Here is a 10,975-nt window from a genome sequence, read left to right on the forward strand (position 1 = left end):
GGTTGGTGCTGGTGGCGGTTGCTTCGGCACTGCCGATGTTCTGACGCGCCTAGTAGACCGCGTTCGCGAGCAAGCCCGCTCCCACATTTGGAATGCGTTGCAAATGTGGGAGCGGGCTGGCTCGCGAAGTGTGTCAGTCGCTCAATAGGCTGGCTGAACCACCGCTTTCGCGAGCAAGCCCGCTCCCACCCAAGCCCGCTCCCACATTTTGATCTTCGCCGGTTTCTAGGCCGACAGGTGCTCATACAAAATCGTCGCACCCACCAGCATCAACACCACGCCGCCAACCATCTCGGCGCGCTTGCCGACCACAGTCCCCAACACCCGGCCAAGCATCATGCCGATGGTTACCATGGTCATCGTCGCCAAGCCGATCGCCGCAGCGGCCACCAGGATATTCACGTCGACAAACGCCAGGCCCACGCCCACCGCCAGGGCATCAATGCTGGTGGCAAACGCGGTCACGGCAAGAATCATGAACGAGTGCTGGCTCGGTTTCTCTTCCTCTGGATCATCGGCCTTCAAGCCGTTGTAGATCATGTGCAGGCCCAGGGCTACCAGCAGGGTAAAGGCGATCCAGTGGTCCCAGTTTTGCACCCAGCGAGTGGCGGCCTGGCCGATAGCCCAGCCGATGATCGGCGTGATCGCTTCAATCACACCAAAGATCAGCCCGGCCCGCAGGGCTTCGGTCAGGCGTGGTTTGTGCAGGCTGGAACCTTTGCCAATGGCCGCCGCAAAGGCGTCCGTGGACATGGCAAGGGCGAGAAGAATCAGGGAAATGGGGTTCACGGTAAGGCTTCCAGTCGGGCTGTATGAGTCAACGACACAACCACACGCCCGACTTCAGGCATGGATGTGTCGCTGGTCTCACCAACCAAAATGGTGTTCGCACCACGGCATGTTGCCGAGAATGTTGATACGAACGCTTCGAGAATCCGAAGCAGGCTACTCCCCAACGAGGTGGCGGATCATAGCCGCGCAATCATGAAAATTTTGTTAAGGACGCCTCACGGATGTTCCAGGTGACAGCGCACCTGCTGACTCATCCCACCCGTCAACCGCTGCGGCCGCTCACAGCCTTGTGTACGCCTCGGGCAGCGGTCGAGAAAGAAACACCCACCCGGCAACACCCGGTTCCCCGGCAGCTCTGTCGGTGCACTGACATACGCATCGTCCAGCGCCACCCCCAGCTTGGGCACCGCCTCCAGCAACAGCTGGGTATACGGATGCTTCGGCTGCTCCAGCACTTGCTCGGCACACCCCAGTTCCACGATCTGCCCCAGGTACATCACCGCCACCCGGTCGGCCATGTGCCGCACCACCGAAACGTTGTGGGAGATCAGGATGTAGGTCAGCCCCAGCCGCCGTTGCAGCTCGGCCAGCAGGTTGAGGATTTGCGCCTGCACCGAGATATCCAGGGCCGAGGTCGGCTCGTCCAGCACCAGGATGCTCGGGTTGGACGCCAGCGCGCGGGCGATGGCGATGCGTTGGCGCTGGCCACCGGAAAACTGGTGCGGGTAACGGTCCAGGTATTCGGCACGAATGCCTACCTGCGCGGCGACCTTGGCGGCGATGGTGCGCATTTCACTCTTGGGCGTGTCGCCTAGGGCGAACAGCGGCTCCGTGATGATTTTCCAGATGGGCAGGCGCGGGTCGAGGGACGATTGCGGGTCCTGGAATACGATCTGCACATGCCGGTGGCGTTCCCGGGCACTTTCGTAGACCCAGTCCACTTCACCGTCACTGGGCTTGACCAGGCCCATCAGCAATTGGGCGAGGGTGCTTTTACCACAGCCGGACTCGCCGACAATCCCCAGGGTTTCCCCACGGCGCACCTGCAAGTCGATGCCGTTGAGGGCGTGGGCATAACCGCGCGGGCGGCCCAGCCAGTCGGTTTTTACCGGGAACTTGACCCGTACATCCCGCAAAGCCAGCAGTGAATCTTGAGACACGGTCATTGCACCGACTCCCCGGCAGTCAGCCAGCACGCACTTTTGCGGGTGCCGGCAGGGTTGATCAGGTCCAGGCGCGGGCGCTCGATGCATTGGCTCATGGCCTGGGGGCAGCGTTCGCGAAAGGTGCAGCCTGAGGGCAGGGCGGCAAGGTTGGGCACCTGGCCGGGGATGGTCAGCAGGTCGTCGCCGGGTTTCACCTGTTCCGGTAAGCCGCTGAGTAGCCCTTGGGTGTAGGGATGGCGCGGGTCGCTCATCACCTGGGCGGTGGGGCCTTCTTCCACCACGGCGCCGGTGTACATCACATACACCCGGTCGCAGAACTGCGAGACCACAGCCATGTCGTGGGTGATCAGCAGGATCGCGGTGCCGCGTTCCCGGGCTTTTTCCCGCAGCAGCAACAGCACCTGGCGTTGCACGGTGACGTCGAGGGCAGTGGTGGGTTCATCGGCGATCAGCAACTGAGGGTCGCAGGAAAATGCCAGGGCGATCATCACCCGCTGGCGCATGCCGCCGGAGAGTTCGAAGGGGTAGCTGTCGAGCACCTGTTCGGGGTCGGCGATGTGCATGTCCCGCAGCAGGGCGATGGCCTTGGCACGGGCGGCGGCCTTGCTCAGGCGCTGGTGGTGGATGATCACATCGAGCATCTGCCGGCCAATGCGCCGGGTCGGGTTCAGCGCGGTCATCGGCTCCTGGAAGATCATCGCCGCGTCACGCCCGCGGATCTGCAGCAACTCCTTCTCGCTGGCACCGAGCATGTCGCGGCCGAGCATCTGCAAGCTGCCGGCGGTGATCCGGTAACTGCGCTCCGGCAGCAGGCGCAGGCTGAGCATCGCGGTCACGGATTTGCCGGAGCCGGATTCACCCACTACGCCGACGACTTCGCCGGGGTTGACGTGCAACGACACGCCGTTGAGTGCCTGGACGTTGTTGCGGTAAGCCGGGAATTCCAGGCTCAGGTTGTCGATGGCAAGCACTGCCGGACTGGACATGGTCATTTCCCCTGTTGCCGTGGGTCGAGCAGGTCACGAACACCGTCACCCAGCAGGTTGAAGCCGGTCGCGGTGACCAGGATCGCCAGCCCCGGAAAGGTCGAGTACCACCAGTTGTCGAGAATGAAATTGCGCCCGGTGGCAACCATCGCGCCCCATTCGGCGGTGGGCTGCTGTGCACCCAGGCCGATGAAACCCAGGGCCGAGGCCATCAGGATCGCGCTGCCGATGTCCAGGCTCAGTTGCACCAGCAACGGCGGCATCGCATTGCGGCCCACGTGCCACGACACGATGTGCCAGCGCCCGGCGCCGAAGGTTTGGGATGCCTTGACGTAGCCCATTTGCCGAATGCTCAGGGCCTGGCCCCGGGCCAGGCGCACGTAGAACGGGATGCGCACCACGGTGATTGCCAGCATCGCATTGAACAGGCTCGGGCCCAGTGCGGCGGCCAGGGCCATGATCAGCACCAGGGACGGCACCGACAGCATGATGTCCATCAGGCGCATGATCAGGCTGTCGAAACGCCCGCCGATGATCCCCGACAGGCAGCCCAGCAGCCCGCCCACCAGGCAGGACGAAAACGCCACGAACAGGCCCACGCCCACCGACTGGCGGCTGCCGTACAGCACCCGGCTGAACAGGTCGCGGCCGACTTCATCGGTGCCGAACCAATGTTCGGCGGAGGGCTCGGCCAGGCGTTGCGCCAGGTTCAGGGCATTGGGGTCATGGCTCGCCAACCAGGGGGCGAAGGCCATGCAGATCAGCACGATCAAGGTGATGGTCAGGCCGGCGATGGTCAGCGGGCTGCGGCGTATTTGATAGCCCAGGTACTCCATTCGCGCACGCCAGGTGGGGCGCTGTTCCAGGGGCACCGGTACGGGCATGGTCAGGGGAGCGGTCATCTCAATTCACCTCGCCGATGCGCGGGTCGACCACCCGGTAGAGCAGGTCGATCAGCATGTTCAGCAGTACATAAATAAACGACACCAGGATCGCGAAGCCCATCACCGCCGGGAAATCCAGGGACTGGATCGACTTCACCACATAGGCACCCATGCCCGGCCAGGCGAACACGGTTTCGGTCAGCACCGCGCCGTACAGCAGGTCGCCGAGGGTCAGGCCGAGCACGGTGATCGACGGGATCAGCGCGTTGGGCAGGGCGTGGCGCAGGATCACCGCCCAGCGCGACAGGCCGTACGCGCGGGCGGTACGGATGTAGTCCTCGCCCAACTGGTCGAGCATCGCCGAACGAATCTGCCGGGCGACTACGCCGAGGTTGACGAAACCCAGGGTGACGGCGGGCAGGATCAGGTGTTCCAGGGCATTCAGGAACAGTGGGATATCGCCGGCCAGCAGCGAGTCGATCAGGTAGAACCCGGTGATGGTGCGCGGTGGTTCGAGGCCTTCATCCAGCCGCCCGCTGCCGGGCAGCCAGCCGAGCTGGCCGTAGAACAACACGATCAGGCCCAGGCCGAGCCAGAAGGCCGGCGTGGAAATGCCCGTGACCGCCAGCGTTCGGGCGATCTGGTCGATGGCGCGGTTGTGATACACGGCTGACAGCACCCCCAGCGGTACGCCCACCAGTACCGAGAGCAGCAGGGCGGCGACCGCCAGTTCGAGGGTCGCGGGGAAGAACGCTTTCAGGTCTTCCAGCACCGGGCGGCTGGTGCGGATCGAGGTGCCGAGGTCGCCGTGCAGCAGGTCGCTCATGTAGCGGCCGTATTGCTGGTACAGCGGCAGGTCGAGGCCCAGTTGATGGCGGATGTTCTCGACAATGGCGTCGCTGGCCCGGTCGCCGGCAATCAGGCGCGCCGGGTCACCCGGGATCAGGTGGGAGATGCAAAAGGTAATCAGCGAAACGCCGACGACGACCAAAATCAGGCCGAACAGGCGTTTGCGCAACATATTCAGGAAGGCCATGAGGGCTCCTCGGTAACGCGAGACATTTGGATCAGGAATACAGCCTGGAAAACACAGCAGGTCCAGTGTGGGAGCGGGCTTGCTCGCGAATACGATGGGTCAGTCATACATCGGGTAACTGATACACCGCTTTCGCGAGCAAGCCCGCTCCCACATTTGATCGCGTGTTACTTACTGATCTCAGCCACGTTGAACACCTGCTCCAGCATCGGATGGAACACATAACCCTTCACCGAATCACGCATCGGCAGGGTGTAGTTCTTCTGATAGAGGTAGGCGTACACGCTGTCCTTGAGCACGATCTTCTGGGCTTCCTGGTACAGCTCGGTGCGCTTGGCCGTGTCGTTGTTGGCCGCCGCATCACGAATCAGCTTGTCCACCACCGGGTTGCTGTAGAACGAACGGTTGCCCGGCAGGCCTTGCAGGGAGGAGTCGAACCAGAAGTTCATGTACATGTAGGGATCGGAGAAGTCCGGCGCCCACGAGCCGATGGACACGTCGAAGTCACCCTTGCCCAGGCGCTCGCGCATGGTGGCGTTGGCCAGTTTTTCCATCTTCAGGTTGATCCCCAGCGGCGCCAGGCTGGCTTGCAGGGTCAGGCCGATGGATTCCCAGTCCGGGTCCTTGTCGGAGTACATGTAATTCAGGTTGGTGATTTTTTCCGGGAGTTTCTTCAGGTTCGCGCCCGCGCTGTCCAGGTCCTGTTTCATCAAGGGCAGGCTCGGGTCATTGGCCCACATGCCGGCAGGAATCGGCCCGTTCATCAACTTGGCCTGGCCCTTGAGGATGCCGTCGACAATGCCTTTGTAGTCCACTGCATCAACGATCGCCTGGCGCGCATTCTGGTTGTTCAGCGGGGCTTTCTGGTTGTTCAGGTACAGGTAGGTCACCCGCAGCGACGGGAATTCCTTGATCACCACGTCTTTCTTTTTGGCCAGGTTGGTGAGCTGGTCCTGGGGCATGTCTTCGGCGATGTCCAGGTCACCGCGTTCCAGTTGCAGGCGGCGTACCGAGGCTTCGCTGATGATCTTGATCACCACCTTGTTCAGCGCGGGCTTGGTGCCGGCGTAGTAGGTGTTGGGTTCCAGGGTCAGGCTCTGGCCTTTCTGCCAGTTGCTCAGGCGAAAGGCGCCGGAGCCGGCGGTGTGGGTGGAGAGGTAGGCGTTGACGTCGCCCTGTTTCACCACGTCCGGGTTGATGATGCCGGCGCCGTTATGGGCGAGGGTGTAAAGGAAGGGCGCGTAGGGCTTGGCCAGGGTGAACCGCACGGTGAGCGGGTCGACCACGGTGACTTTCATGTCATCCGGGAACGCACCCGACGGGCCTTGCTTGAGCTGCATCACGCGGTCGAAGGAGAACTTCACCGCATTGGCGTCGACCTCGGCGCCGTCATCGAACTTGTTGCCGGGCTTGAGTTTGAAGTCCCACACCAGACCGTCGGCCGAGGTGGTCCAGCTGTCGGCCAGGTCGCCCTTGACCTCGGTGCTGCCCTTGCCGTTTTCGACTTTGTAGGCCACCAGCTTCTGGTACGCCGGGTACGTCACCGCCCAATCATTGTTGTCGATGGTCACGGCCGGGTCGAGGGTTTGCGGGTCGGCGGCCTTGCCGATCATCAGGGTGTCTTTGGGGGCGGCGGCACTTGCCGATTGCCACGCGCCCAGGCTCAGGGCGGCGCACAGCAGGGAGAGTGCGAGGGTCTTGCGGTTGCTTGGGGTCATGCCGGTTTCCTTGATTATTTAGAGGAAAAAGCGGGTTGGTTTATTTTTATGAAATCTATAACCGGGCAGTTGGAGCTAAAGGGTGCTGCTAATTATTGTGATGGTACGGTCCTTGGGATCAGTATGACTCCTCAATTAGTGGGAAAAGTTCGGCATCCGGCAATTCGTAATGCCACCACTCGGTGGCAATCGCCTTGAAGCCGGCGCCAAGCATGATGCCCAGCAACAGCAGGCGGTTGCGCTGCACCTGCGGCGGCAGGTCGGGGTAGAACTGGTGGGACTTGGGCTCCATGGCATCAAACGCCGTGCCCATGTCCAGGGGGGTGCCGTGTTCATCAATCAGTGTCAGGTCGACGGCCACGCCGCGGGTGTGGTGCGAGCCCAGGCGTGGGTCGCGCACGTAGTCCGGGTTGGGCAGGGCCTGCCACAACAGTTGCTGGGCGTAGGCCGGCCGATAGGCGTCGTAGATCAGCAACGTCATGCCGGCCTGGCGTGCCAACAGGCTCGCCTTGCGCAGGCAGGCCGCCGCTTCGGCGTGCAGCAGGCAGCGGGCATTGCGGTAGATCACGGTGCCTGCCAGGTTGTCGGCACTGGCGTAGATCAGGTCGACCTGTACCGGGTATTCCGGTGGGGCGATTTCTACCAATGGGCTGGTTTTCACTCAAAGATTTCCTTTCCAGGGTCAGGATTCGAACTGGCCGAAGGCCTGTTGCAGGGCGCGGTTTTTTGCCAGGCGTGCATCCAGTCGCTCGCCGTAGCGGTCAGCGACGGCAGACACCATCAGGTTGAACAGGCACGTCAGGGGCGCCATGGAGTCCCAGAACTGGCCGACATCGGTTTTCAATTGCAGCAGGTCCAGGTCGTAGTCCCGGGCCCAGGGGCATTGCAAGTCAGTGATCAGCGCCAAGGGTAGCCCCTGGGCGTTCGCGGTCTCGCAGAACGTGGGCGTGATGCTGGAATAGGCGCGGAAGTCCGCTGTAATGGCGTAGGGTTTTTCAAAGCCGGAGTTCAGGGTCTCGGCGTAGATCCCCGACAGGCCATCGACGTAATAGACCTTGGGGCGAATGTATTCCAGGTGACTGTGGAACGCATTGAGGATGCCCCGGGTGGACTGGATACCGAGGATGAACACGGCGTCTGCATCCACGATGTGCTGCACGATGTCGGCGAAACCCTGGCTGCGGGCCAGGCCGTACACATGCTGGATGGCTTCGATCTCGCGGTTGAGGGAACGGTCGAGGGCGTCTTCCTGATCGTTCTCCTGGCGAAACGCACCCAGGCGGTCGGTGATCAGCCAGGAGGCTTGCGGGTCGCCGCGCAGGCCTTGCTTGACGTCATCGAGGTTGCGATAACCCAGGGTTCGCAAGAAACGCCCCACTGAAATCCCTGTGGTGCCGGCTTGCTGGGCGATGCTGTCGGCGGTTTCGAACGGCAGCTGTTGCAGGTTGCCCAGCAGGTAGGTCGCGATGCGCTTGCCGGTGGGCGTCAGCGTCGGGAACTGCTGTTCCAGCGTGCGCTGGAAGCTGTTTTTATCCATGACGTTTTCGCGCAGGCCGGTCATTGATGTTACTCATGTTTCATGATTTTGATGTCTGTTAGAAACATAACATCGGCAATCGCGATAACACAATGGCTTTTTTTGCACTGGGCGGGCAGGGGGGGACAAGCGGCGATCAAGGCCGCTGGGGTTTCACCGAAGTACCGAACGTATTGCCCATGCGCACACTGGTCGCTGCGGGTGTAGAGAGCCCGATCTGGTTCGGCTTGCGTTTGTCGATGGGCACCTGTTGCGCCTGCTGGTTCTTTTGCGTGGCCTTGGCGGCGTCCGGATTGTTGCTCATCTGCTGGCTCAGGCAGCCATAGTCCGGTGCCTTGTAGCCATCCACGTTGACCTCGGTGCAGCCATTGGGCGTTCCTTCGGCGTGGGCCATCAGCGGCAGGGCAGCACACAGCAACAGGCTGGCGAGGGTCGGGAACAGGTTCATCGGTGCCTCCTGGCGAGCCCTGGGAAATGGGCCGGTATGGCTCAAAAGTGTAGTGCAGCGGACTGCCCGTCACCGTGATGTTTTTTTTGCTGGCACCGTAACATCAGGTTCATAAACTGGCCTCAGGATGACGGTTTTGTAGGCTATGTCGGACGTGTTGCGATGCTGAGCAGGGGGGCTTGGAGGCGCGCGGGCTGCTGCCTGGCTCTGCTGTTGGGGCTGGCGCAGACCGTGCGCGCCGAAGTGACCCTGGACCTGCCCGCGCAGAACCTGGATAGCGCCCTGCAGGCGTTCAGCCATGCCACCGGCATGGCGGTGCTGGTGGACCGCGAGTTGACCCGGGGCCGGCGCTCCATCGGCGTGCATGGCCGCTACAGTGCGCAGCAAGCCCTGGGCCTGCTGCTGACAGGGAGTGGCCTGATGGCGCGTTATGCCCGCAGCGATGCGTTCACCCTGCAAGTCCCCGAGGTCAGCCAGCCGGCCACGACGCGGGGGCTGAAGGCAGGGCATGCAGCACGGATCAACAACAGCTATGCCGCGGCCTTGCAGCAGGCGATCGAACGCAGTTTGTGCCGTTCGCCGCTGACCCGCCCCGGCAGTTTCCGGGCGCTGGTGCAGGTGTGGGTCAACGGTGACGGGGTGATCGAACACAGCCGGCTGGTCAGCTCCACCGGTGACCTGCAGCGTGACGAAGCGCTGGTACGCGGCCTGGGCGCCACCCGGGTCGAACGCCCTGCGCCCAGTTCGCTGCGCTTGCCGGTGACCTTACTTTTGATGCCCGATTCAACAGGAACACGCATGGAATGCACAGCAGGGGAAGGAGTTTCCGGGGCATGAAAGATACCGGCCACAGCATGATGGTCAGCCTGTTCCTGGCGTCCTACGAGGACTTCAAGGTACGCCTGCGCAAGCGCCTCGGGTCCGAGGACCTGGCCAACGACGTGCTGCACGAGACCTACCTGCGGGTCGACCGCATGGACGTACCGCCGAACTTGGCGCAACCCAATGCCTACCTGTATCGAATGGCGCTGAACATCGCCGCTGACCGACGCCAGGCGGATGCGCGACTGTTGACCGGCAGCGAAGTCGAAGAGCTGCTGCAAACCGTCGATGAAGCCCAGGACCCGTCGCGGGTGGTGGGTGGCCAGCGGGAAATCCAGTCCTTGCTCAAGGCCCTCTACGAACTGCCGGCGCGGCGGCGCCAGATCCTTATCGCTGCACGTCTGGAAGAGGCGCCACACCTGGAGATCTCCAGGCGTTTCGGGATTTCCACGCGCATGGTCGAAAAGGAAATCAAGGCGGGGCTGGGCCACTGTGCGCAGCGCCTTGAAAGAAAAGTGATCCAGCGGTTCGGTCCCGGGGCCGGAAAACCGTCTTAGTGATTGAGTCCCTGATAATCCGTTGAGTACCTGCGCGCTTGAACATTTTTAACCTTTCCGCTGCCCGTGCTGCGCCCGACAGCCCCCTGCACGATGAAGCGCGTGACTGGCTGGTGCTGCTGACGTCGGGCCGGGCCACCGTTGCCGATGCCAAGGCGTTGCGCCAGTGGTGCGCCCAGAGCCCGGAGCATGCCCGGGCGTTCGAGCAGGCCAAGGTGTTGTGGCAGCAATTGGCTCCCGCCGCCGAGCAGTTTTCTCGGCCGCGGCATTTTGGGCGGCGGGCGTTTTTGGGCGGGGCGATTGCGGCGTCGGCGGCGGTGTTGATGGTGCGGGTGACGGTGCCGGGTGGGTTTGCCGGGTTGACGGCGGATTACCGCACCGAGGTCGGGGAGCAGCGGCGGGTGGAGTTGGGTGATGGGGTTCGGCTGGAGCTCAATACGCAGACGCGGATCAGCCGGCGTGAGGGTGGGATTGAGTTGTTGGAGGGGGAGGTCGAGGTGCTGGCCGATGCTGCGATGCCGCTTCAGGTTCAGGCGGGTGGAGGGTGGTTGAGTGCGGCTCGGGCACGGTTCAATGTGCGCAATACGGATCACAGTGTGTGTGTGACGTGTATTGATGGGGCGCTGTTGGTGGGTGTTGGGGGGCGTACGGTTCGGCTTGAGGGTGGGCGGCAGCTGACTTATGACGCCAGCGGTGTGGGTGAGCCGGTGGCGGTGGACGTGCAGGCTGTGGTGGCTTGGCGGGAGCAGGTGCTGGTGTTTGACAATGCGACGCTGGCGACGGTGGTGGATGAGATCAATCGCTATCGGCCGGGGATGTTGCTGCTGATGAATGCGCAGTTGGGCAAGCGGCGGGTGCAGGCGCGGTTTAGTCTGCATCAGTTGGCGGGGGTGGCGCTTTTGATTCGCGATGCGTATGGGGCCAAGTGTACGGAGTTGCCTGGCGGTGTTGTTTTGTTGAGTTAGATCGGTGTGCATATCCGTTAGTTAGGTAACGGCTGCTTCAAAATCAAAAGCACAGCGGCCTCCC

At 62.7% G+C, this 10,975-nt stretch carries 12 protein-coding genes and 1 riboswitch; of the genes, 3 read left to right on the top strand and 9 right to left on the bottom strand.

The features are described 5' to 3' along the window. Positions 1 to 225: 225 nt before the first annotated feature. From mntP to HX869_RS29130, 9 genes are all read right to left on the bottom strand, one after another. Entirely contained in the window at positions 226 to 789 is a 564-nt protein-coding gene (mntP, locus tag HX869_RS29090; protein ID WP_177020851.1) for a manganese efflux pump MntP, read from the bottom strand. Between the two features lie 10 nt (positions 790 to 799). Next, positions 800 to 966: riboswitch (yybP-ykoY riboswitch) on the bottom strand. 41 nt (positions 967 to 1,007) lie between these two features. Beyond that, positions 1,008 to 1,958 (bottom strand): oligopeptide/dipeptide ABC transporter ATP-binding protein, encoded by a 951-nt coding sequence (locus HX869_RS29095; protein ID WP_003220120.1) that lies wholly within the window; start codon positions 1,956 to 1,958, stop codon positions 1,008 to 1,010. Then, complete coding sequence (locus HX869_RS29100; protein ID WP_032898749.1) at positions 1,955 to 2,950, bottom strand: ABC transporter ATP-binding protein; 996 nt, start codon at positions 2,948 to 2,950, stop codon at positions 1,955 to 1,957. Before HX869_RS29100 ends, HX869_RS29095 begins: the two co-directional genes overlap by 4 nt. Next, positions 2,947 to 3,828 carry a D,D-dipeptide ABC transporter permease gene (gene ddpC, locus HX869_RS29105; protein ID WP_032868129.1) on the bottom strand — a complete coding sequence of 294 codons (882 nt, stop codon included), beginning with the start codon at positions 3,826 to 3,828 and terminating at the stop codon, positions 2,947 to 2,949. Before ddpC ends, HX869_RS29100 begins: the two co-directional genes overlap by 4 nt. 19 nt (positions 3,829 to 3,847) lie before the next feature. Then, complete coding sequence (locus tag HX869_RS29110; RefSeq protein ID WP_008431420.1) at positions 3,848 to 4,864, bottom strand: ABC transporter permease; 1,017 nt, start codon at positions 4,862 to 4,864, stop codon at positions 3,848 to 3,850. Between the two features lie 167 nt (positions 4,865 to 5,031). After that, positions 5,032 to 6,582 (bottom strand): ABC transporter substrate-binding protein, encoded by a 1,551-nt coding sequence (locus tag HX869_RS29115; RefSeq protein ID WP_008431417.1) that lies wholly within the window; start codon positions 6,580 to 6,582, stop codon positions 5,032 to 5,034. Between the two features lie 118 nt (positions 6,583 to 6,700). Further along, complete coding sequence (gene ddpX, locus HX869_RS29120; protein WP_177029386.1) at positions 6,701 to 7,243, bottom strand: D-alanyl-D-alanine dipeptidase; 543 nt, start codon at positions 7,241 to 7,243, stop codon at positions 6,701 to 6,703. Between the two features lie 21 nt (positions 7,244 to 7,264). Next, positions 7,265 to 8,119 carry a MurR/RpiR family transcriptional regulator gene (locus tag HX869_RS29125; protein ID WP_032898755.1) on the bottom strand — a complete coding sequence of 285 codons (855 nt, stop codon included), beginning with the start codon at positions 8,117 to 8,119 and terminating at the stop codon, positions 7,265 to 7,267. A gap of 136 nt (positions 8,120 to 8,255) precedes the next feature. Further along, positions 8,256 to 8,567 (bottom strand): hypothetical protein, encoded by a 312-nt coding sequence (locus tag HX869_RS29130; protein WP_177123651.1) that lies wholly within the window; start codon positions 8,565 to 8,567, stop codon positions 8,256 to 8,258. A gap of 162 nt (positions 8,568 to 8,729) precedes the next feature. Between HX869_RS29130 and HX869_RS29135 the strand changes: the two genes are divergently transcribed. The 3 genes from HX869_RS29135 to HX869_RS29145 are packed head-to-tail and all read left to right on the top strand — an operon-like array spanning position 8,730 to position 10,911. Further along, a complete protein-coding gene (locus HX869_RS29135; RefSeq protein ID WP_087694899.1) occupies positions 8,730 to 9,404 on the top strand; it encodes a secretin and TonB N-terminal domain-containing protein in 675 nt (224 codons plus the stop codon). Beyond that, the gene (locus HX869_RS29140) at positions 9,401 to 9,946 is read left to right on the top strand and encodes an RNA polymerase sigma factor (RefSeq protein ID WP_102605758.1); all 546 of its coding nucleotides are present in this window, start codon (positions 9,401 to 9,403) and stop codon (positions 9,944 to 9,946) included. Before HX869_RS29135 ends, HX869_RS29140 begins: the two co-directional genes overlap by 4 nt. A gap of 38 nt (positions 9,947 to 9,984) precedes the next feature. Beyond that, on the top strand, positions 9,985 to 10,911 hold the full coding sequence (locus HX869_RS29145) for a DUF4880 domain-containing protein (RefSeq protein WP_008431412.1): 927 nt from the start codon (positions 9,985 to 9,987) through the stop codon (positions 10,909 to 10,911). Positions 10,912 to 10,975 lie beyond the last annotated feature (64 nt).

The organism is Pseudomonas sp. P7779, assembly GCF_013386315.1.
GTDB lineage: Bacteria > Pseudomonadota > Gammaproteobacteria > Pseudomonadales > Pseudomonadaceae > Aquipseudomonas.

Coding starts and splice junctions, on each gene's coding strand:
- HX869_RS29135 (WP_087694899.1), top strand. CDS start 8,730: ATGCTGAGCAGGGGGGCTTGGAGGCGCGCGGGCTGCTGCCTGGCTCTG.
- HX869_RS29110 (WP_008431420.1), bottom strand. CDS start 4,864: ATGGCCTTCCTGAATATGTTGCGCAAACGCCTGTTCGGCCTGATTTTG.
- HX869_RS29095 (WP_003220120.1), bottom strand. CDS start 1,958: ATGACCGTGTCTCAAGATTCACTGCTGGCTTTGCGGGATGTACGGGTC.
- HX869_RS29100 (WP_032898749.1), bottom strand. CDS start 2,950: ATGACCATGTCCAGTCCGGCAGTGCTTGCCATCGACAACCTGAGCCTG.
- HX869_RS29115 (WP_008431417.1), bottom strand. CDS start 6,582: ATGACCCCAAGCAACCGCAAGACCCTCGCACTCTCCCTGCTGTGCGCC.
- HX869_RS29125 (WP_032898755.1), bottom strand. CDS start 8,119: ATGGATAAAAACAGCTTCCAGCGCACGCTGGAACAGCAGTTCCCGACG.
- ddpC (WP_032868129.1), bottom strand. CDS start 3,828: ATGCCCGTACCGGTGCCCCTGGAACAGCGCCCCACCTGGCGTGCGCGA.
- HX869_RS29140 (WP_102605758.1), top strand. CDS start 9,401: ATGAAAGATACCGGCCACAGCATGATGGTCAGCCTGTTCCTGGCGTCC.
- HX869_RS29130 (WP_177123651.1), bottom strand. CDS start 8,567: ATGAACCTGTTCCCGACCCTCGCCAGCCTGTTGCTGTGTGCTGCCCTG.